Source organism: Streptomyces catenulae (genome assembly GCF_000718015.1).
GTDB lineage: Bacteria > Actinomycetota > Actinomycetes > Streptomycetales > Streptomycetaceae > Streptomyces > Streptomyces catenulae.
In genome coordinates this window covers 27,920-48,203 of record NZ_JODY01000009.1, presented here as the reverse complement: position 1 = coordinate 48,203, position 20,284 = coordinate 27,920, and the positions used below count along the sequence as shown (strand labels likewise).

Genomic DNA, 20,284 nt, shown 5'->3' with positions numbered 1-20,284 from the left:
GAGCACGTGGACGGTGCACATCAGGACAGCACGGCGGGGACGGCGAACGGCCTCCCCTCCGTACCGATGCAGCGGTTCCGGGCGGTGTCCGGCCCGGCCCGGGCCGCCGCCCTCCTCATCCCGGCGGCGACCGTGGGCAATGCCCTGATCACGGTCTCCGACTGGCGCGACTACCTCGTCGTACACGCCTACCGGGCCGGTACGGCGACGGTCGCGGACCTGCGGGCCGCCGACACCTTCGCCCTGTGGGTGTCGATACCCCAAGTGGTGCTGTACGCCGCGGCCGGTGCGGTGTTCCTGCTCTGGCTGTGGCGGGCGCGGTGCAACGCCGAGCTGTACGGGCCCCGCACGGCGCAGCGCCGCGCCCGCGGCTGGGTGATCGGTGGCTGGTTCGCGCCCATCGCCAACCTGTGGCTCCCGCACCAGGTCGTCACGGACATCTGGCGGGCCAGCGCCCCGCGCAGCCCGGCCCCGCGCGGGCCGGTCACCGCCTGGTGGGCGCTGTTCGTCGCCGACACGCTGCTCAGCCGCTCCATGGGCCACTACTACCTGGCCAAGAAGGTCACCGAGTCGAGCCTGCGCCACGCCGCGGCCCTCTCCACGGTCTGCGCGACGCTCGATCTGGCCGCCGCCGTACTGATCGTCGTCCTCCTCACCCGGATCACCGCCTGGCAGAACCGGCGGCACACACCGGCGACGGGGTGAGCGCGGGGCCGGGCGACCCGCGCCCGTACGCCTCTCGTACCGCTGCCGGACCCCTCCGTAAGGCAGAGGGGCGAGGGCGCCCGGCCCGGAGGGCGGAGGTCCGGGTCGCGCCCCGCGGGCCGGAGGGCGCGCCCGCTACGCCGGAGCACCTTCCGGGGGCCCGCAGCGGGCGGATTTCGGCGCCGTACCCGGCGGCGCCGCCGCCCCGCGCCGAGGGCCGGAAGGCGGGCCTCCGCACCTACGCCCCGGCGCCGCCCGGGGCCGCTGTCCTGCGGCTTCCGCACGCTCCGGGGGACGACGGAGAACAGACGAGCCTTTAGCACACTTCATCCCGACATACCTGCGGTTTCCCGCTACATCCAAAGAGATGGTGGGGACACGGCAGTTCATGCGAGATTTCCGGTGCGTCGCCGGACGCCCGCCGCACCGCAGGTCGGCGGGGTCCGTGGAGCGGCGCACCGGATCTCGAGGGGGAATCATGCGAAAGATCACCAAGGCCGTCGCCCTGACGCTCGCGGCCGGCGCCCTCGCCACGGCGGGCGCGACCACCGCCCAGGCGGCGGGCGCGGTACACGGCTGCCCGTCCGGGGCCGTCTGCGTCTACCCGCAGAACGCCGGGTGGAACAACGACCGTCCGTCGCTGGCGTTCTACAGCTACGGCGCCCACAACCTCAGCAAGCAGGTCGGCCACCACTACGTCTACAACAACCAGACGGGCGGCGCCACGGCCCGCACCTGCACCGGCTACAACGGCACCGGCGACTGCCAGGGCTACCTCGGCGCCGGCTACTACATCGACAAGGACCTGACGCCGATCAACTCGATCCTCCTGGTCAAGCCGTAACGGGTCGGCGCGGAACGGCGCCCCCGGTCCGGGCCTCCTCCGGCCCCGGACCGGGGGCGTCCGCATGCCCGGGCCCGCCACCCGGCCGGGGTCTCCCGCCCGGAAATGGGGATGCACCGCCTCCCGCCCCTTGCGAAGCTGCCCCGATGAACCGAGAACAGATCTCCCGGATCGCCCACACCGGGCATCCGATCAAGGCGCCGCTCGACGACGACTCCGTCCACCGGCTGCTGACCAGGGCGCTCCCGCGGGGCGACGAGCGGGTGCTCGACCTCGGGTGCGGGACCGGCGAATGGCTGCTCCGGGCCCTGGTGGCGCGGCCCGAGGCATCGGCCACCGGGGTGGACATCTCCGAGGACGCGCTGAGCCGGGCCCGGGACGGGGCGCGGGCGCGGGGCGTCGCGGACCGGCTCGCGCTGCACCGGCGGTCGGCCGCGGAGTTCGCCGCCGCCGAGCCGTTCGACCTGGTGCTGAGCGTCGGCGCGGCGCACGCCTTCGGCGGGCTGCTGCCCACGCTGGCCGCGGCGCGCAAGCATCTCGCCCCCGGCGGCCATGTGGTGATCGGCGACGGCTTCTGGGAGCGCACCCCGTCCCCGGAGGCGGTCGAGATGCTCGGGGACTTCGCCGATCTCGCGACCACCTTGGACCGTGTCGCCGCCGACGGGTGGACGCCGGTGGACGGCCATGTCAGCACCCGCGAGGAGCGGGACGCCTACGAGTGGGCCTGCTGGGGCACGCTCGCCGCCTGGGCGCTGGACCACCCCGACGACCCCGACAGCGCGGCGGCGCTCGCCACCGCGCATCTGCGCCGCACCGAGTGGCTGCGCGTCTACCGCGACACCTGGGGTTTCCTCACCCTGGTCCTGCGGCGCGGCCCGGACGCCCGCTGAGGCCGCCGCAGGCCCGGCCGGGCGGGGTGCCGTGGACCTGCCGGGTGCGGCGGCGAACCGTAGCCTGAGGGGAAACGGCGCCGGGCGGCGCGGGTCCGTCCGTGCGCGGTCCGTGTGCGCGTCGCGGGCACGGTGCGACGCCGCCCGAGACGGAGGATCGTGACGCGATGACGAATCTGGCGATCATCAGCGGGGGCCTGCGGGAGCCGTCCTCGACCCGGCTGCTCGCCGACCGGCTGGAGGCCGCGGTCCGCGCCGAGCTGGCGGACCGGGGGCAGGACGTCCACTCCTCGTTCGTGGAGCTGCGGCCGCTGGGCCGGGCGATCACGGACGCGATGCTGTCCGGGTTCCCCACCGGCCCGCTGGAGGAGGCGTTCGAGACGGTGGCGCGGGCCGACGGGGTGATCGCGGTGACGCCCGCCTTCAACGCCTCGTTCAGCGGACTCTTCAAGTCCTTCTTCGACGTGCTGCCGGAGGGGACGCTCGACGACATGCCGGTGCTCATGGCCGCCACCGGCGGGACGGAACGGCACTCGCTGGTGCTGGAGCACGCGATGCGGCCGATGTTCTCGTATCTGCACGCCGTCGTCTCGCCCCGCGGGGTCTACGCGGCGACCGGCGATTTCGGCGCGGACACCGCCCAGCAGGGCGCGGCGCTGCGGAACCGGGTGGCGGCCGCGGCGGCGGACTACGCCCGGCTGGTGCAGGGCTGCGGGGCGCGCGTCCGGCGGGACGAGTTCGAGGACGTCGTCCCGATGGAGCAGTTGCTGGGCGGCGGGGCGGCCTCCTGACGCGGACCGGCCGCCCGCGGCGTGCGGGCGGCCGGTCCGTACGGGCCGGGTGGCCGCGCTAGGTGGCCTCCGGGTCGACGCCGGGGACCGCCTCCCGGGCGACGACGGCCGGGTGGCGGGGTGCGGCGTCGGGGACCCCGGCCGGGCGGAGGGCGGCGAACTCCTTGCGGAGGACGGGGACGACCTCGCCGCCGAGGAGGTCGAGCTGTTCCAGGACGGTCTTCAGCGGCAGTCCGGCGTGGTCCATCAGGAACAGCTGCCGCTGGTAGTCGCCGACGGCGTCGCGGAAGCCGAGGGTCCGCTCGATGACCTGCTGCGGCGAGCCGACGGTCAGCGGCGTCTGCTCGGTGAACTCCTCCAGGGACGGGCCGTGTCCGTAGACCGGGGCGTTGTCGAAGTACGGGCGGAACTCGCGGACCGCGTCCTGGGAGTTGGCGCGCAGGAACACCTGCCCGCCGAGGCCGACGAGGGCCTGGTCGGGGGCGCCGTGGCCGTGGTGGGTGAAGCGCTGCCGGTAGAGGCGGATCATCCGCTGGGTGTGGGACATGGGCCAGAAGATGTTGTTGTGGAAGAAGCCGTCGCCGTAGTAGGCGGCCTGTTCCGCGATCTCCGGGGAGCGGATCGAGCCGTGCCAGACGAACGGGGGCACCCCGTCCAGCGGCCGGGGCGTGGCGGTGAAGCCCTGGAGCGGGCTGCGGAACGTGCCCTCCCAGTCGACCACCTCCTCCCGCCAGAGCCGGTGCAGCAGCGCGTAGTTCTCGATGGCCAGCGGGATGCCCTGGCGGATGTCCTGGCCGAACCACGGGTAGACGGGCCCGGTGTTGCCGCGGCCCAGCATCAGGTCGACGCGGCCGTCGGCGAGGTGCTGGAGGTAGGCGAAGTCCTCGGCGATCTTCACGGGGTCGTTGGTGGTGATCAGCGTCGTGGAGGTGGACAGCTCGATCCGTTCGGTGCGGGCCGCCACATACCCCAGGAGGGTGGTGGGCGACGACGGCACGAACGGCGGGTTGTGGTGCTCGCCGGTGGCGAACACGTCCAGACCGACCTCCTCCGCCTTGGCCGCGATGGCGAGCGTGGCCTTGATCCGCTCGTGCTCGCTCGGGGTACGGCCGGTGGTCGGGTCGGCCGTCACATCGCCGACGGTGAAGATGCCGAACTCCATGGTGACCGCCTCGCTCGGTTGCGTCCTCGGGGTGCGGCCGGGCGCCCGCCCCGGTGCCGCGGGACGGCCGGGCGCCCGCCCCCGGCCCGGCCGGTTCCGGCCTCCGGGCCCACGCCACAGCCAGCGTGCCATGCCACCCGTACGGCGGCACTCCGGAGCGGGGCGGACGGCGGGGGCGCCCCGGGGCACGGCGCGCCGGACGTCCGCCCGTCTGTTCCCCGTTTCCGCCCGTCGCGCCGGGCGGTGCGGAAGAATCGGCCCATGCTGACAGTGGGTTCGGTGGTGCTGGGGGTCTCGGACGTGCGGCGGGCGGCGGCGTTCTGGTGCGCGGCGCTGGACTATGTCCCGCGCGAGGAGATCGAGGACGACTGGGCGGTCCTCGTACCGGCCGCCGGGCACGGCGTGCAGGTGGCGCTCGGGCGGAGCGTGACGCCGGTCCAGGAGCGCCCCCGCGTCCATCTGGACCTCTACGCCGGGGACGCCGCCGACCAGGCCGCCGAGGTCGAGCGGCTGGTGGGCCTGGGCGCCCGCCGGGTGGCGTGGGACCTCGCGCCGGACGACGCCGATTTCCTCGTGCTGGCCGATCCCGAGGGCAACCGCTTCTGTGTGATCGACACCGGGCGGGGCTGAGCGCCGACCGGCCCGCCGGGCTCCCTCAGCGGTCCCGGCCGCTCCCCTCCCCCGCCACCGGGTACGGGACGAAGGTGCCCGTGTGCTGGTCGATGCGGAGGGAGCGGCCGACGGGCGGGGCCGCGCGCTGGGGGCAGTCGAGGCGTTCGCAGGCGCGGCAGCCCATGCCGATACGGGTGGCGGCGGAGGCGTTGGTGAGGTCGAGGCCGTCGGAGTAGACGAGACGGTGGGCGTGGCGGATCTCGCAGCCCAGGCCGATGGCGAAGGTCTTGCCGGGCGCGCCCCAGCCGCCGCGGTGGCGGGTGACGGCCCGCGCGGTCCACAGATAGCGGCTGCCGTCGGGCATCTCGGCGATCTGGACGTGGATCCGGCCGGGCGCGGCGAACGCCTCGTAGACGTTCCACAGCGGGCAGGTGCCCCCGGCGCGGGAGAAGTGGAAGCCGGTGGCGGACTGGCGTTTGGACATGTTTCCGGCCCGGTCGACCCGGACGAAGGAGAACGGCACCCCGCGCAGCCGCGGGCGCTGGAGGGTGCTCAGCCGGTGGCAGACCGTTTCGTAGCCGAGGCCGTAGCGGTCGGTGAGGCGTTCGAGGTCGTACCGCATCTCCTCGGCGGCGGCGCGGAACGGGCCGTACGGCAGGATCAGCGCGGCGGCGAAGTAGTTGGCGATGCCGATGCGGGCCAGGGCGTGGGCGGGTGAGCCGGGGGCGAAGTCCTCCGCCGCCTGGCGGTCGAGACCGTCGCCGTATTCGAGGAGGGCGAGTTGGGTGGCCATGCGGAACGCGCGCTGGCCGGGGCGGAGCCGGGTGGAGAGGTGGAGGGTGCGGCTCGGCTCGTCGTAGTGGTGGAGGTGGTCGCCGGTGGCGGTGGTCAGGCGGATGCCGTGGCGGTCGGCGAGGCGGGCGGCGAGGGTGCGCAGGACGTCGCCGGGGCGGATGCCCAACTCCGTGGCGAGGTCCTCGGCGGCGAGGTCGGTGTCGTGGAGGTAGTTGCGGCGGCGGTAGAAGAAGTCGCGAATCTCCTCGTGGGGTGAGCGGGGGTGTGCCAGGTCGGTGCCGCGGCTGTCCGTGGCACCGGCGAGCCGTTCGGCGAGCAGGTGGTTGCGGCGGCCGAGGTCGAGCAGGACGCGGGCGACGGCCGGGAGGCGCGAGGCGAGGTCGGTCAGGTCGGCGGCGGAGACCTGGGATTCGGTGAGTTCGGCGGCGAGCGTCTCGCGCAGGTCGGCGACGAGGCGGCCGGTGTCGCGCTCGGAGAAGAAGCCGGGGTCGACGCCGAACGCCTCGGTCAGCCGGAGCAGGACCGGGACGGTGAGCGGGCGGGAGTCGTGCTCCATCTGGTTGAGGTAGCTGGGCGAGATGGCGAGGACGCGGGCCAGTTCCGCCTGGCTCATACCGTGTTCCTCGCGCAGGCTCCGCAGCCGCGCCCCCGCGTACGTCTTGGCCACCGCACACCCTCCCACTCCGCCGGATGCTGGTCAGGGTAGGCGATGCGGTCCGGCCGGCACCCTTGGCAACCTTGGCAATCGGCGGCCGGAAGATTCGCAGAACTTGGCAACGATCCATGCTTGTTGGCACTCAGTGCCAGTGCCAGAGTCATCAGTGCGGCCCGCCGGACACCGGCGACCACGACCCGCAATCGGGGCGCAACCACGGCCCTGACGTTGGAGATCCCGACAGCGGCAGGTCGTTGCACGGCAGCATTGCTCACCTCCGTCACGCAGGTGACGGTGGGCCGCACCCACGAGAGTTGACACAGAGTGCCACCCCTGTGCGTAGCGACAGGGAACTTGGCAGTCGGCACGGACCGAGGAGACGGTGACAGTCATGGCAGAGGCGAGGACACAGGCCGCCGGGGAACTCGCGCGGCAGTGGGCGACCGACCCCCGGTGGCAGGGCGTGACCCGCGACTACGGCGCCGAGGACGTGATCCGGCTGTCCGGCAGCGTCCGCGAGGAGCACACGCTCGCCCGGCGCGGCGCCGAGCGGCTCTGGCGCCAGCTGCACGAGCGGGACTACCTCCACGCACTCGGCGCGCTCACCGGCGGTCAGGCGGTGCAGCAGGTCAAGGCCGGTCTGCAGGCCATCTACCTGTCGGGCTGGCAGGTCGCCGCCGACGCCAACCAGGCCGGTCAGACCTACCCCGACCAGAGCCTCTACCCGGCGAACTCGGTGCCGCAGGTGGTGCGCCGGGTCAACAACGCGCTGCTGCGCGCCGACCAGATCGCCGCCGCCGAGGACGCGGGCGACACCACCGACTGGCTCGCCCCGATCGTCGCCGACGCCGAGGCCGGTTTCGGTGGTCCGCTCAACGCCTTCGAGCTGACCAAGGCGATGATCGCGGCGGGCGCGGCCGGTATCCACTACGAGGACCAGCTCGCCTCCGAGAAGAAGTGCGGCCACCTCGGCGGCAAGGTGCTGGTGCCGACCTCCCAGCATGTGCGCACCCTCAACGCCGCCCGGCTCGCCGCCGACATCTCCGGCGTGCCGACCGTCATCGTGGCCCGCACCGACGCGCTCGCCGCGACGCTGCTGACCACCGACGTCGACGAGCGGGACACCGAGTTCACCACCGGTGAGCGCACCGCGGAGGGCTTCCACCGGGTCCGCAACGGCATGGCCCCGGCCATCGCCCGCGGGCTGGCGTACGCCCCGTACGCCGATCTGCTGTGGATGGAGACCGGCACCCCCGACCTCGGCCAGGCGCGGGAGTTCGCCGAGGCGATCCACGCGCGGTACCCGGACCAGATGCTGGCGTACAACTGCTCCCCGTCGTTCAACTGGAAGGCGGCGCTGGACGACGACCAGATCGCGAAGTTCCAGCGGGAGCTGGCGGCGATGGGGTACCGCTTCCAGTTCATCACGCTGGCCGGTTTCCACTCCCTCAACCACGGGATGTTCGACCTGGCGCGCGGCTACGCCGAGCACGGTATGACCGCCTACGTGGACCTCCAGGAGCGGGAGTTCGCCTCGCAGGAGCAGGGGTTCACCGCGGTCCGGCACCAGCGGGAGGTCGGCACCGGCTACTTCGACCTCGTCACCACCGCCCTCAACCCGGCGTCGACCACGACCGCCCTCTCCGGCTCCACCGAGGAGGAGCAGTTCCACTAGGCCACACCCGGTGAAACCCCTCGCCCGCCGCGCCCGCCTCCCCGTGTGGCGCGGCGGGCCGCCCGGACCGTGCCCCGCGCGGCCCGGACCGCCGGACCCGGCGGGGGCCGGACCACCGTCCCCGTCCGGCCCCCGCCGCCTCCCTCCCTCAGGAGCACCCGATGACCGTCAGCGCACTCCTCCCCCGTGTCCGTGTCCTGGCCCCGCCGGACGAGGACCACGCGTCGATCCTCACGCCCGGCGCCCTGGACTTCGTCGGCCATCTCGCCGCGCTGTTCGCCGGGCGGCGCCGGGACCTGCTGCGCGAACGCCGCCGCCAAGCCCAGCGGCTGACCGGCGGCGCCCCGTACGGCTTCCCCCTGGTGACCTCGGCGATCCGGGCGGACGCGGGCTGGCGCGTGGCGCCGCCCGCGCCCGGTCTCACCGACCGCCGCGTCCAGCTGACCGCCCCGCCGGAGCGCGGCACCCTGGCCGCCGTCCTCGCCTCCGGCGCCCAGGTGTGGACCGCCGACCTCGCCGACGCCACCGCCCCCACCTGGCACCACGTCATCGACGGACAGCTGGTCCTGCGCGAGGTGACCGAGGGCCGCCGCGGTCCGGCGCCGACCGTCCTCGTCCGGCCGCGCGGCTGGCATCTCGACGAGGAGCACCTGGTCACGGAGGACGGCCCCGTCCCCGCCGCGCTCGTCGACTTCGGGCTGTACGCCTACCACCACGCGCGGCAGCGGAGCGGCACCGGCCCGTACTTCTCGCTCGCGGGGCTGGAGAACCGCTACGAGGCGCGGCTGTGGAACGACGTCTTCGTCGCCGCACAGGACGCCCTCGGTCTGCCCCGCGGCACCATCCGCGCCTGCGTCTCCGTCGAGACGGTCGGCGCCGCCGCCGAGATGGACGAGATCCTGTACGCGCTGCGCGACCACTCCGCGGGGCTCAGCGCCGCACCGCGCGGTCTCCTCTTCAGCCTGGTCAAGACCTTCGGGCACCGCACCGACTTCCTGCTGCCGGAGCGGGCGCGGGTGACGCCGGGCGCGCCGTTCCTGCGGGCGTACACGGAGCTGCTGGTGCGCACCTGCCACCGGCGCGGGGCGCACGCCGTCGGCGCCACGGCGACGGAGGTCCCGGACGCCGACGGCACGCTCGGCGAGGCGGTGACGGCGCGGGTGCGGCTGGCCGGGGAGCGGGAGGCGGAGGACGGTTTCGACGGCACCCAGGTGGCGCACCCGGCGCTGGTGCCGGTCTGCCGGGCGGCGTTCGACGCGGCGCTGGGGGCACGGCCGCACCAGCTCGACCGGACGCGGGAGGACGTGGCGGTCACGGCGGCGGATCTGCTGGCGGTGCGGCGGATCAGCGCGCCGCCGACGGCCGAGGGGCTGCGCGGCGCCGTCGCCGAGGTGGTGCGGTACTACGCCGCCTGGCTGGGCGGGCGCGGCACCGTCGTACGGGACGGGGCGCTGGCCGACGCGTCGGTGGCGGAGGTGAGCCGCGCCCAGGTGTGGCAGTGGCTGCGGCACCGGGTGACCGACCGGGCGACGGTGGCGGCGCTGCTCGACGCGGAGCTGGCCGCGGTGGGCTCCGCGTACCCCTGGGCGCCCCTCGACGAGGTGCGGGAGCTCTTCGAACGGACCGCGTCGGCACGTGCGTTGCCGCCGTTCTTCGCCCCGGTGGCCCGGCAGCTGGTGGGGCAGGGGCCGGAGCGGTCCGGGTCCTTCTGAACGGCCGGGCCGAGCGACCCGGCGGAGCGGGCTGAGGGGCCCGTTCCACGCCGCCGGTTGAGGGACCGGCGGGCGCTCCACGGTGAGGGGGCGGGCGACGCGTGCGGCGTTTCCCGCCCCTCGCGCGTTTCATGCGGGCGAGGGGCGTGTCTCACCTCACCATCCAGATGGCGGACGCACCTCCACCAGGGCGCCGGTCGGCCCGTAGGGTGACCTGTGCAGCTGGTTCGCCCCGTCCGCCAGGCGGGTCGTCGTAAGAGGGAACCCGGTGGGAATCCGGGACTGCCCCGCAGCGGTGAGTGGGAACGACCGCCGTCATACGCACTGGGTCCGTGGGGCCCGGGAAGCGACGGCCAGTAGGTGTCCTCCCCCGGAGGACGTGCCCGCGAGTCCGAAGACCTGCCAACTGCCCGGGTGCGCACCCCGCGTGTCCGGACATCCCGGTGACCTCGTGGGCGGGTCGGCGTACACACACCAGGCGGAGGACCGCGCCGTGCCGCGCGGGGTCGTTTCCGCCGGGTCCGTCACCCCTTCGCGCTCCGTCCCGTCGCCGGGATCTCAGGGATTCATCTCGCGAAGGAGATCTCCGTGACCACCGAGTCCGCAGCCGCGGCAGCACGGGCCACCGTGTACGGCTACCCCCGCCAGGGGCAGAACCGTGAACTCAAGAAGGCCATCGAGGGGTACTGGAAGGGCCGCGTCACCGCCGATGCGCTGCGCGCCACCGCCGCCGAACTGCGCCGCACCAACTGGCAGCAGCTGGCCGACGCCGGTATCGGCGAGGTGCCGACCGGCGACTTCTCGTACTACGACCACGTCCTCGACACCACCGTGATGGTGGGCGCGATCCCCGAGCGGCACCGCGAGGCCGTCGCCGCGGACCCGCTCGACGGGTACTTCGCCATGGCGCGCGGTACGCAGGACGTCGCGCCGCTGGAGATGACCAAGTGGTTCGACACCAACTACCACTACCTGGTGCCCGAGCTGGGTCCGGACACGGTGTTCACGGCCGACTCCGGCAAGCAGGTGGGCGAGCTGGCGGAGGCCCTGGCACAGGGGCTGACGGCCCGTCCGGTGCTGGTCGGCCCGGTGACCTACCTCCTTCTGTCGAAGCCCGCCCCCGGGGTGGCCGCGGACTTCGACCCGCTGACGCTGCTGGACCGGCTGCTGCCGGTCTACGCCGAGGTCCTGGCCGACCTGCGGGCCGCCGGTGCCGGATGGGTGCAGCTGGACGAGCCCGCGCTGGTGGCGGACCGTACGCCCGCCGAGCTGAACGCCGCCGCCCGCGCCTACCGTGAGCTGGGCGGCCTCACCGACCGGCCGAAGCTCCTCGTCGCCTCCTACTTCGACCGGCTCGGCGACGCGCTGCCGGTGCTGGCGAAGGCGCCGGTGGACGGGCTGGCGCTGGACTTCACCGAGTCCGCCGCCGCCAACCTCGACGCGCTCGCCGCCGTCGGCGGGCTGCCCGGCAAGCGGCTGGTGGCCGGTGTCGTCAACGGCCGCAACATCTGGGTCAACGACCTGACCGCATCGCTGACCACCCTCGGCACCCTGCTGGGGCTCGCCGACCGGGTCGACGTCGCGGCCTCCTGCTCGCTGCTGCACGTCCCCCTCGACACCACCGCCGAGCGGGACATCGACCCGCAGATCCTGCGCTGGCTCGCCTTCGCCCGCCAGAAGGCCGGTGAGATCGTCACCCTCGCCAAGGGCCTGGCCCGCGGCACCGGCTCCATCACCGCCGAGCTGGCCGCCAACAAGGCCGATCTGGCGTCCCGGGCGAACTCCCCGCTGACCCACGACCCGGCGGTCCGCGCCCGCGCCGCCGCCGTCACCGACGCGGACGCCCGCCGCTCCCAGCCGTACGCCGAGCGGACCGCCGCCCAGCGCGCCCACCTGGGGCTGCCGCTGCTGCCGACGACAACCATCGGCTCGTTCCCGCAGACCACCGAGCTGCGCACCGCGCGGGCCGACCTGCGGGCCGGGCGGATCGACACCGACGGGTACGAGGAGCGGATCCGCAACGAGATCCGTGAGGTGCTGGCCTTCCAGGAGAAGGCCGGGCTGGACGTCCTGGTGCACGGCGAGCCCGAGCGCAACGACATGGTCCAGTACTTCGCCGAGCAGCTGACCGGCTACCTCGCCACGCAGCACGGCTGGGTCCAGTCGTACGGCACCCGCTACGTCCGGCCGCCGATCCTGGCCGGTGACATCTCCCGCCCCGAGCCGATGACGGTGCGCTGGACGACGTACGCGCAGTCCTGCACCGAGCGGCCCGTCAAGGGAATGCTGACCGGTCCGGTGACGATGCTGGCCTGGTCGTTCGTCCGCGACGACCAGCCGCTGGGCGACACCGCACGCCAGGTCGCGCTGGCGCTGCGCGACGAGGTCGCCGACCTGGAGGCGGCCGGTACGTCGGTCATCCAGGTCGACGAACCGGCGCTGCGCGAGACCCTGCCGCTGCGCGCCGCCGACCACGCCGGGTACCTGGCCTGGGCCACGGAGGCGTTCCGCCTCTCCACCGGCGGTGTCCGCCCGGCCACCCAGATCCACACGCACATGTGCTACGCCGAGTTCGGTGACATCGTGCAGGCCATCGACGATCTGGACGCCGACGTCATCAGCCTGGAGGCGGCCCGCTCCCACATGCAGGTCGCCCGCGAACTGGCCGCCCACGGCTACCCCCGCGAGGCCGGTCCCGGCGTGTACGACATCCACTCCCCCCGCGTCCCGAGCGCCGAGGAGGCCACCCACCTCCTCCGCACCGGCCTCAAGGCCATCCCCGCGGAACGCCTGTGGGTCAACCCGGACTGCGGCCTGAAGACCCGCGGCTGGGCCGAGACCCGCTCCTCCCTGGAGAACCTGGTCACCGCCGCCCGCACCGTCCGCGGCGAACTGCCCACCTCCTGACCGAGGCCGTCTGAGGGGCCGGGACACCTACGGGCGTCCCGGCCCTGGTGTTTTCAGGGCGGGGTCGGGGGTGACCCGGCACCCCTCCCGCACACCCTCACCGGTTCCCCGCCCACACCACGCGCTGGGTGAAGCCGCCCCGTTCCCGGGCCTTGGACTCGCGGATCTTCTCCAGTTGGTCGGGGGCGACGCCGAGGTCGGCGGCGAGTGCGCGGACGATCTCCAGGACGTCCGCCAGCTCTTCCAGCGCTCCGGCCTCGTCCGCCGCGAGGAACTCGGCGACCTCCTCGCCGAGCTTGTCCCGCAGGCGGCTGCGGTACTCCTCCGGGTCCGCGGTCCGGACGATCGGCTCGGCCCCGTCCTCCCGGATGATCTGCGGGATCCGGTCGCGTACCAGCTTCCCGGCCGTGCTGTAGCGGTTCACCTGCTGCACCCGTCGCCGCGGAGCGGTCGCCGAACCGCCGCCCCTCATGCCGCCGCAGCCCAGGGAAGTCGCCACCGCTCTGACCAGACGCCCCGGGGAACCCACCCGTACGGATGGGCGCCTCCGCGGGGGTGACACCACCCCGGCCGACGCCGAACTTAGGTATACCTAACTTGGATCGCGAACACAACATCTGGGCTGGTCCCATCCGGGTGCAACCAGATGTAGTGTTGCTGGTGCTGGTGGTTCACCGGGCGCTGTGGTGTCCGGTGAGGCAAGAGGGAACCCGGTGGAAATCCGGGACTGCCCCGCAGCGGTGAACGGGAACGACCGCCGTCATACGCACTGGGTCCGACGGACCCGGGAAGCGACGGCCCGTAGGTGTCCTCCCCGGAGGGCGTGCCCGTGAGTCCGAAGACCTGCCACCGGTGCGTACGCCGATCCGCGGTGTACGCGCTCCGAGGCCCCGAGGGAGGGCCGCGTGGCCGTCGTACGGACCCCGGTCCGGTGCGCCCCCGTGCGTCCGTTCCGGCAGCTCCGCATGCGCCCCGCCCTCCCCCGTCCCCGGAGCACCACGGGAACGAGCGAGAGGAGGCGGTGGTCCGATGAGCGGGCTCGTGTATTTCTCCAGCGTCTCGGAGAACACCAAGCGTTTCGTGGCACGGCTGGGCCTGCCCGCCGCCCGCATCCCCCTGCACCCGCAGCGTGAGCCCATGCCGCAGGTGACCGAGCCGTATGTGCTGATCGTGCCGACCTACGGCGGCGGGGAGCGCAGCGGTGCGGTGCCCCGGCAGGTGATCCGCTTCCTCAACGATCCGGCGAACCGGGCGTTGCTGCGCGGGGTCATCGCCTCGGGCAACACCAACTTCGGTGCGGACTACTGCCTGGCGGGCCGGGTGATCTCGGCGAAGTGCGGCGTTCCCGAGCTGTACCGATTCGAACTGCTGGGCACGGACCGCGATGTCCGTGCCGTGAGGGAAGGACTGCGGAAATTTTGGACACGGCACTCACCGGCGGGTCCGGCACGATGACCACCGGCACCCCGGCCACCGGCCATGAGCCGGTCGGCACGCGCAAGGACTACCACGCGCTCAACGCCATGCTGAACCTGTACGACTGCGACGGCCGTATCCAGTTCGAGAAGGACCGCGAGGCCGTCCGGCAGTACTTCCGGCAGCACGTCCGTCCGAACACGGTGGTCTTCCCGTCCCTGGAGGAGAAGATCGCCTATCTGATCGAGCACGACTACTACGAGGCGGAGCCGATCCGCCGCTACCCCTGGGAGACCGTCAAGGCGCTGTACCGGCAGGCGTACGCCCACGGGCACCGCTTCCGCACCTTCCTCGGCGCCTTCAAGTTCTGCACCTCCTACGCGCTGAAGACGTTCGACGGCGGGCGCTATCTGGAGCGGTACGAGGACCGGGTCGTCGCGACCGCGCTGTACCTCGGCGCCGGGGACGGGGCGCTCGCCGCCCGGCTGGTCGACGAGATGATGACGGGCCGCTTCCAGCCGGCCACCCCGACGTTCCTCAACGCGGGCAAGGCGCAACGCGGTGAGCTGGTCTCCTGCTTCCTGCTGCGGATCGAGGACAACCTGGAGTCCATCGGGCGGGGCGTCAACTCGGCGCTCCAGCTGTCCAAGCGGGGCGGCGGGGTGGCGCTGCTGCTGACCAACCTGCGGGAGCGGGGCGCCCCGATCAAGAAGATCGAGAACCAGTCGTCCGGGGTCGTACCGGTGATGAAACTGCTGGAGGACTCCTTCAGCTACGCCAACCAGCTCGGTGCGCGGCAGGGCGCGGGCGCGGTGTATCTGCACGCCCACCATCCGGACATCATGCGGTTCCTGGACACCAAGCGGGAGAACGCGGACGAGAAGATCCGTATCAAGACGCTCTCGCTGGGCGTCGTCGTCCCGGACATCACCTTCGAACTGGCCAAGCGGAACGAGGACATGCAGCTGTTCTCGCCGTACGACGTGGAGCGCGAGTACGGCAAGCCGCTGTCGGACCTGTCGGTGAGCGAGCACTACGACGAGATGGTCGCCAACCCGCGGATCCGCAAGACGTCGCTGAGCGCCCGGGAGTTCTTCAAGACCCTCGCGGAGCTGCAGTTCGAGTCGGGCTACCCGTACCTGCTGTTCGAGGACACGGTCAACCGCGCCAACCCGGTGCCCGGCTGGATCAACATGTCCAACCTCTGCTCGGAGATCCTGCAGACCAACACGGCCAGCACCTACGACACGGCGCTCGGCTACGAGAGCGTCGGCACGGACATCTCCTGCAACCTCGGCTCGCTCAACATCGCCGCCGCGATGGCCTCGCCGGACCTCGGCGCGACGGTGGAGACCGCGGTGCGCGGGCTGACGTCCGTCTCCGAGCAGTCGCGGATGGACGCGGTGCCGTCGGTGGACCGCGGCAACGACCTCTCGCATGCCATCGGTCTGGGCCAGATGAATCTGCACGGCTATCTCGCCTCGCAGCGCATCCACTACGGCAGCGAGGAGGGCGTCGACTTCACCGGGATGTACTTCTACACCGTCGCCTACCACGCGCTGCGCGCCTCCCACCGGCTCGCGGTCGAGCGGGGCACCGCCTTCGACGGCTTCGCGGAGTCCGCGTACGCCGACGGCTCGTACTTCGACAAGTACACCGAGCAGGTGTGGGAACCGGCCACCGCGCGGGTGCGGGAGCTGTTCGCCGACGCCGGGGTGCATCTGCCGACGCGGCAGGACTGGCGGGAGCTGAAGGCGGCCGTCCGGGCGGACGGGATCTACAACCGCTACCTCCAGGCGGTGCCGCCGACCGGTTCCATCAGCTACCTCAACGACGCGACCGCCTCGATCCACCCGGTGGCCGCCAAGGTGGAGATCCGCAAGGAGGGCAAGCTGGGCCGCGTCTACTACCCGGCGCCGCACCTGGACAACGACAACCTGGAGTACTTCCGGGACGCGTACGAGATCGGCCCCGAGAAGATCATCGACACCTATGCGGCCGCCACCCCCCACGTCGACCAGGGGCTGAGCTGCACCCTCTTCTTCCCCGACTCGGCCACCACCCGCGATCTGAACAAGGCGCAGATCCACGCCTGGCGCAAGGGCCTCAAGACGCTCTACTACATCCGGCTGCGCCAGGAGGCGCTGGCCGGGACCGAGATCGAGAACTGCCTGTCCTGCGCCCTGTGACCCCACCCGCCACCCCTCCCACGGAAGCCCGCCCCATGACCACCACCCCGGCCGGACCCTCGGTCACTCCCCCGTCCTACCGCCACGACCCGGCCGCCCGGCTGCGGCCGGTGAACTGGAACCGCGTCACCGACGAGAAGGACCTGGAGGTGTGGAACCGGCTCACCGCCAACTTCTGGCTGCCCGAGAAGGTGCCGCTCTCCAACGACCTCGGCGCCTGGCAGCAGCGGCTGAGCCCGGAGGAACGCACCCTGACCATGCGGGTGTTCACCGGTCTGACCATGCTCGACACCGTGCAGGCGACCGTCGGCGAGATCGTCCAGATCCAGGACGCCCGCACCGAGCACGAGGAGGCGGTCTACACCAACATCGCCTTCATGCAGGCGGTGCACGCCCGCAGCTACTCGTCGGTCTTCTCCACCCTCGCCACCACCCCGGAGATCGACGACGCCTACGCGTGGGCGATCGGCAACGACGTCCTCCAGCAACGCTGCAAGACGGTGCTGGCGCACTACTACGGCGACGACCCGCTGAAGCGGAAGGTCGCCTCCACGCTGCTGTCGTCGCTGCTGCTGTACGCGGGCTTCTACCTCCCGCTGCACTTCTCCACCCATGCGCTGCTCACCAACACCGCCGACATGATCCGGCTGATCCTCCGCGACAAGGCGGTACACGGCTACTACTCCGGCTACAAGTACCAGCGCGGTCTGGAGAAGCTGAGCCCGGCCGGACAGGAGGAGATGCGGGAGTTCACCCACGGACTCCTCGACGAGCTGTACGCGCTGGAGCTGCGGTACTCGGGCGAGCTGTACGCACCGCTCGGACTGATGGACGATGTGGCCGTCTTCGTCCGCTACAACGCGAACAAGGCGCTGATGAACCTGGGCTACCCGGCCCGGTTCGGCGCCGCGGAGACGAAGGTGAATCCGGAGATCCTGGCGGCGCTGTCGCCGGGGGCGGACGAGAATCACGACTTCTTCTCCGGCTCCGGTTCGTCCTACGTCATGGGCAAGGCGGAGGACACCGCCGACGACGACTGGGATTTCTGAAAGGTTCACACATGACCGGCAACTCCCGTGTCCCCGCTCCCCGGGACACTTCCACCGCTCCGGCCGGCGGTTCCTGCGTGCTGCTCAAGCACGGCGAGGTCTTCCTCAAGGGACGCAACCGCCACCGGTTCATCGAGCGGCTGCACGACAATCTGCGGATCGCGCTGCGCGGCATCGGCGGCTCCACCTGGATCAAGGGGGCGCAGAACATCACCGTGGTGGGCGGTGAGGTGCCGCCGGAGGCGTTGGTGGAGCGGGCCCGGCGGGTCGTCGGGTTCCACTACGTCGAGCCAGCCGTACGGGTCGCGTCCACCATGGAGGAGGTGACCGCGGCGGCGGTGACGGCGCTGCGGACGGCCTGTGCGCGGCGGCGGGTGCGCAGTTTCGCGGTCCGGGTGCGGCGGCGGAACAAGGACTTCCCGCTGACGTCGTCGAAGATGGCCGGGCATCTGGGTGCGCGGATCCAGGAGGCGTTGGCGGGGCTGCCCGTCGATCTGACCTCGCCCGACGTCACCCTCTCGGTGGAGATCGACCACCGGGAGACCTATCTGTCGTGGGAGCGCCACCGCGGGCTGAGCGGACTGCCGGTCGGCTCCAGCGGGCGGGCGCTGGTGCTGCTGTCCGGCGGGTACGACTCGCCGGTGGCCGCGCACCGGGCCATGCGGCGCGGGCTGGCCTGCGACTTCGTCCACTTCAGCGGGGCGCCGTACACCAACGCCGCCTCCGTCTACAAGGCGTATGCGCTGGCCCGGGAGCTGAACCGCAGCCAGCCGCCGGGCGAGCTGCACGTGGTCGCGCTCGGCTCGGCGCAGAAGCAGCTCGCGGTGGCGGGGGCGGGACGGCTCCAGGTGGTCGCGCAGCGGCGGCTGATGGTGCGTACCGCCTCGGCGCTGGCGGCGCGGACCGGCGCCGAGGCGCTGGTGACGGGCGACAGTCTGGGGCAGGTGGCGAGCCAGACGCTGGCGAACATGGTCGCGGTGGACGAGGCGGCCCGGCTGCCGGTGCTGCGGCCGCTGATCGGCTGGGAGAAGCAGGAGATCATCGACGAGGCGCGGACGATCGGGACGGCCGAGGTGTCGGTGCTGCCGGACGAGGACTGCTGCTCGCTGCTGGCCCCGCCGCAGGTCAGCACCCGCGCCGGGCTGCCGCAGCTACGGTCGGTGGAGCGGCGGCTGGAGATGGACGAGGTGATCGAGGCGCTGCTGGAGTCGGCGCAGGTGCTGCGGCCCGGGGAGGACGCGACGGCACCGGCGAAGGGCGGCAGCTGCCCGGCACCCGTCTGACGGCAGACCGCCCACGTCCGCCCGCTCCCCGTACCGACGGGGAGCGGGCGGCCGCAGCTCCGGGGACGGAAGCGGGACACCGGTGGGACAGCGGGGGATCCCCGGTCCGCAGGGCTCCCCCGTACCGCCGGAATAAGGTGAGATCGCCTCCCGTCAGGGAGAGTTGATCGGACAGAGCCGGAATTCTTGTCACGGAGGAAGGGGCGCCGGAGCCGATGGAGCCGAGCGAACTCGTATGGCACGACGCGGTCGGACTCGCGGGTCTGATCTCGGCGGGCACGGTGAGCGCCGTCGAGGTGGTGGCCGCCCATCTCGACCGGATCGAGGCAGTCGCGGACCGGGTGAACGCCTTCGTGACCGTGCTCGGGGAGCAGGCGCTGCACGCCGCGGCGCGGCCGAGCGACGGCCCGCTCGGCGGCGTCCCGTTCACCGTCAAGGACTCCTTCGACACCGCAGGGGCCCTCACCACCCGGGGGTCGAGGCTCTTCGCCGACCGGGTGCCCGATACCGACGCCACCCTGGTGGCCCGCCTCCGGCAGGCCGGCGGCATCCTGCTGGCCAAGACGAACCTGCCGGAGATGTCCTACTGGACCGAGACGGACAACCGCCTCACCGGCAGGTCCCTGAACCCCTACGACCCGCGGCGCACGCCCGGGGGCTCCAGCGGCGGTGAGTCGGCGGCCATCGCGAGCGGGCTCTCGCCGCTCGGTATCGGGAGCGATGTCGCCATCTCCGTGCGCGGGCCCGCCGCCGACACAGGGATCGTCTCGCTCAAACCCACCCATGGCAGGTTGCCGATGACCGGCCACTTCCCTGCCGTGCCGCGCCGTTGGTGGCACGCCGGTCCCATGGCCCGCAGCGTGCGCGATCTGCGCTTGGCGCTCTCCCTGATGGAAGGGCCCGACGGCAGCGACCCGTACGCCGTGGCGCTGCCCGCCGCGGGCCCCACCCGCGGCGGGGGCCGACTGCGCATCGGCTGGACCGCCGCGGCGTTCGGCCCGGTCGATCAACAGGTCGCCGCCACCGTCGCCGCGGCGGCCACGGCGCTGGCCGGGTCCGGGTACGACGTCCGGGAGAGCGAGCTTCCCTGGCTCGCCGAGCGGGACTGCACCCTGCTGTCGGCGACGCTGTTCCCCGCGGAGGTACGTCCCGCCCTGCGCGCCGTCACCTCCGGCCGCGAGACGGAGGTGCACCCGGTGATCGCGGCCACGCTGGAATCGGCCGAGGTTGCGCTGGCCGACTACCTCGCCGCCGAGCACGAGGTGGAGCAACTGCGCGCCCGGTTCGCCGCATGGTTCGCCGACCACGACGTCCTTCTGTGCCCCGTAACCCCCTTCCCCGCGCCGCCCCATGGCCGCAGCCGCCTCGATGTGGACGGTGTCTCCCTACCGGCGCGCGCGGTGATGCGCGCGACCGTACCGTTCAATCTGACCGGCCTCCCGGCCGTCGCGCTCCCCTTCGGTGCCACGGACGACGGGCTGCCTCTCGGCGTCCAGTTGGTCAGCCGGTGGTGGGCCGAGGACCTCCTCCTCGGCCTCGCGGAGCGCCTGGAGGAGATGAGCCCCGTCCGTGGCCGCCGACCTGCGTTCTGACGGGGCG

16 protein-coding genes and 2 riboswitches are annotated in these 20,284 nt (G+C 72.8%); of the genes, 13 read left to right on the top strand and 3 right to left on the bottom strand.

Annotated features, from left to right (window positions below; all coding sequences use genetic code 11):
- Positions 1–6: 6 nt before the first annotated feature.
- The 4 genes from IF23_RS0110970 to IF23_RS0110955 all read left to right on the top strand — a co-directional run bounded on the left by IF23_RS0110970 (position 7) and on the right by IF23_RS0110955 (position 3,230).
- Positions 7–705: a DUF4328 domain-containing protein gene (locus IF23_RS0110970; protein WP_051739480.1), complete on the top strand. Its 699-nt coding sequence runs from the start codon at positions 7–9 to the stop codon at positions 703–705.
- 478 nt (positions 706–1,183) lie between these two features.
- On the top strand, positions 1,184–1,549 hold the full coding sequence (locus IF23_RS0110965) for a hypothetical protein (RefSeq protein ID WP_030282378.1): 366 nt from the start codon (positions 1,184–1,186) through the stop codon (positions 1,547–1,549).
- 146 nt (positions 1,550–1,695) lie between these two features.
- Entirely contained in the window at positions 1,696–2,439 is a 744-nt protein-coding gene (locus IF23_RS0110960) for an SAM-dependent methyltransferase (protein ID WP_030282376.1), read from the top strand.
- 167 nt (positions 2,440–2,606) lie between these two features.
- On the top strand, positions 2,607–3,230 hold the full coding sequence (locus IF23_RS0110955; RefSeq protein WP_030282374.1) for a CE1759 family FMN reductase: 624 nt from the start codon (positions 2,607–2,609) through the stop codon (positions 3,228–3,230).
- Between the two features lie 58 nt (positions 3,231–3,288).
- Here IF23_RS0110955 and IF23_RS0110950 read toward each other — a convergent pair whose 3' ends face one another.
- Positions 3,289–4,392 (bottom strand): LLM class flavin-dependent oxidoreductase, encoded by a 1,104-nt coding sequence (locus IF23_RS0110950; RefSeq protein WP_030282372.1) that lies wholly within the window; start codon positions 4,390–4,392, stop codon positions 3,289–3,291.
- A gap of 261 nt (positions 4,393–4,653) precedes the next feature.
- On the opposite strand from IF23_RS0110950, the gene IF23_RS0110945 reads away from it, so the two are divergent.
- Positions 4,654–5,022 carry a VOC family protein gene (locus IF23_RS0110945; protein WP_030282370.1) on the top strand — a complete coding sequence of 123 codons (369 nt, stop codon included), beginning with the start codon at positions 4,654–4,656 and terminating at the stop codon, positions 5,020–5,022.
- 25 nt (positions 5,023–5,047) lie between these two features.
- Here the strand turns inward: IF23_RS0110945 and IF23_RS0110940 are convergent, their stop codons facing one another.
- Complete coding sequence (locus tag IF23_RS0110940; protein ID WP_030282368.1) at positions 5,048–6,466, bottom strand: short-chain fatty acyl-CoA regulator family protein; 1,419 nt, start codon at positions 6,464–6,466, stop codon at positions 5,048–5,050.
- 379 nt (positions 6,467–6,845) lie between these two features.
- Here IF23_RS0110940 and aceA point away from each other — a divergent pair, with 379 nt between their 5' ends.
- The 3 genes from aceA (at position 6,846) to metE (ending at position 12,748) form a co-directional block, all read left to right on the top strand.
- On the top strand, positions 6,846–8,129 hold the full coding sequence (aceA, locus tag IF23_RS0110935; RefSeq protein WP_030282367.1) for an isocitrate lyase: 1,284 nt from the start codon (positions 6,846–6,848) through the stop codon (positions 8,127–8,129).
- A gap of 161 nt (positions 8,130–8,290) precedes the next feature.
- Positions 8,291–9,841 carry a malate synthase gene (locus IF23_RS0110930; RefSeq protein WP_030282365.1) on the top strand — a complete coding sequence of 517 codons (1,551 nt, stop codon included), beginning with the start codon at positions 8,291–8,293 and terminating at the stop codon, positions 9,839–9,841.
- A 206-nt stretch (positions 9,842–10,047) separates the two neighbouring features.
- Positions 10,048–10,262, top strand: a riboswitch (cobalamin riboswitch).
- Between the two features lie 167 nt (positions 10,263–10,429).
- On the top strand, positions 10,430–12,748 hold the full coding sequence (gene metE / locus IF23_RS0110925; protein ID WP_030282363.1) for a 5-methyltetrahydropteroyltriglutamate--homocysteine S-methyltransferase: 2,319 nt from the start codon (positions 10,430–10,432) through the stop codon (positions 12,746–12,748).
- Between the two features lie 97 nt (positions 12,749–12,845).
- On the opposite strand, the gene IF23_RS0110920 is transcribed toward metE, so the two are convergent.
- On the bottom strand, positions 12,846–13,247 hold the full coding sequence (locus IF23_RS0110920; protein WP_245654947.1) for a nucleoside triphosphate pyrophosphohydrolase: 402 nt from the start codon (positions 13,245–13,247) through the stop codon (positions 12,846–12,848).
- 151 nt (positions 13,248–13,398) lie between these two features.
- A riboswitch (cobalamin riboswitch) is annotated at positions 13,399–13,613 on the top strand.
- A 164-nt stretch (positions 13,614–13,777) separates the two neighbouring features.
- Here IF23_RS0110920 and nrdI point away from each other — a divergent pair.
- From nrdI to IF23_RS0110895, 5 genes are all read left to right on the top strand, one after another.
- Positions 13,778–14,203 (top strand): class Ib ribonucleoside-diphosphate reductase assembly flavoprotein NrdI, encoded by a 426-nt coding sequence (nrdI, locus tag IF23_RS0110915; protein WP_030282359.1) that lies wholly within the window; start codon positions 13,778–13,780, stop codon positions 14,201–14,203.
- Positions 14,167–16,353, top strand: coding sequence for a class 1b ribonucleoside-diphosphate reductase subunit alpha (nrdE, locus tag IF23_RS0110910; RefSeq protein WP_425423828.1), 2,187 nt, complete (start codon positions 14,167–14,169; stop codon positions 16,351–16,353). Before nrdI ends, nrdE begins: the two co-directional genes overlap by 37 nt.
- 35 nt (positions 16,354–16,388) lie before the next feature.
- Complete coding sequence (gene nrdF / locus IF23_RS0110905; RefSeq protein WP_078653909.1) at positions 16,389–17,402, top strand: class 1b ribonucleoside-diphosphate reductase subunit beta; 1,014 nt, start codon at positions 16,389–16,391, stop codon at positions 17,400–17,402.
- An 11-nt stretch (positions 17,403–17,413) separates the two neighbouring features.
- Positions 17,414–18,685: a tRNA uracil 4-sulfurtransferase ThiI gene (gene thiI, locus IF23_RS0110900; protein ID WP_037677909.1), complete on the top strand. Its 1,272-nt coding sequence runs from the start codon at positions 17,414–17,416 to the stop codon at positions 18,683–18,685.
- Positions 18,686–18,900: 215 nt separating this feature from the next.
- Complete coding sequence (locus IF23_RS0110895; protein ID WP_030282352.1) at positions 18,901–20,277, top strand: amidase; 1,377 nt, start codon at positions 18,901–18,903, stop codon at positions 20,275–20,277.
- The last annotated feature ends 7 nt before the right edge of the window (positions 20,278–20,284 follow it).

What these genes read in the sequence shown, in the direction of transcription:
- IF23_RS0110945 (WP_030282370.1), top strand. Translation starts at nt 4,654, where the DNA reads ATGCTGACAGTGGGTTCGGTGGTGCTGGGGGTCTCGGACGTGCGGCGG.
- IF23_RS0110895 (WP_030282352.1), top strand. Translation starts at nt 18,901, where the DNA reads ATGGAGCCGAGCGAACTCGTATGGCACGACGCGGTCGGACTCGCGGGT.
- nrdI (WP_030282359.1), top strand. Translation starts at nt 13,778, where the DNA reads ATGAGCGGGCTCGTGTATTTCTCCAGCGTCTCGGAGAACACCAAGCGT.
- nrdF (WP_078653909.1), top strand. Translation starts at nt 16,389, where the DNA reads ATGACCACCACCCCGGCCGGACCCTCGGTCACTCCCCCGTCCTACCGC.
- IF23_RS0110950 (WP_030282372.1), bottom strand. Translation starts at nt 4,392, where the DNA reads ATGGAGTTCGGCATCTTCACCGTCGGCGATGTGACGGCCGACCCGACC.
- IF23_RS0110930 (WP_030282365.1), top strand. Translation starts at nt 8,291, where the DNA reads ATGACCGTCAGCGCACTCCTCCCCCGTGTCCGTGTCCTGGCCCCGCCG.
- IF23_RS0110955 (WP_030282374.1), top strand. Translation starts at nt 2,607, where the DNA reads ATGACGAATCTGGCGATCATCAGCGGGGGCCTGCGGGAGCCGTCCTCG.
- IF23_RS0110965 (WP_030282378.1), top strand. Translation starts at nt 1,184, where the DNA reads ATGCGAAAGATCACCAAGGCCGTCGCCCTGACGCTCGCGGCCGGCGCC.
- aceA (WP_030282367.1), top strand. Translation starts at nt 6,846, where the DNA reads ATGGCAGAGGCGAGGACACAGGCCGCCGGGGAACTCGCGCGGCAGTGG.
- thiI (WP_037677909.1), top strand. Translation starts at nt 17,414, where the DNA reads ATGACCGGCAACTCCCGTGTCCCCGCTCCCCGGGACACTTCCACCGCT.
- IF23_RS0110960 (WP_030282376.1), top strand. Translation starts at nt 1,696, where the DNA reads ATGAACCGAGAACAGATCTCCCGGATCGCCCACACCGGGCATCCGATC.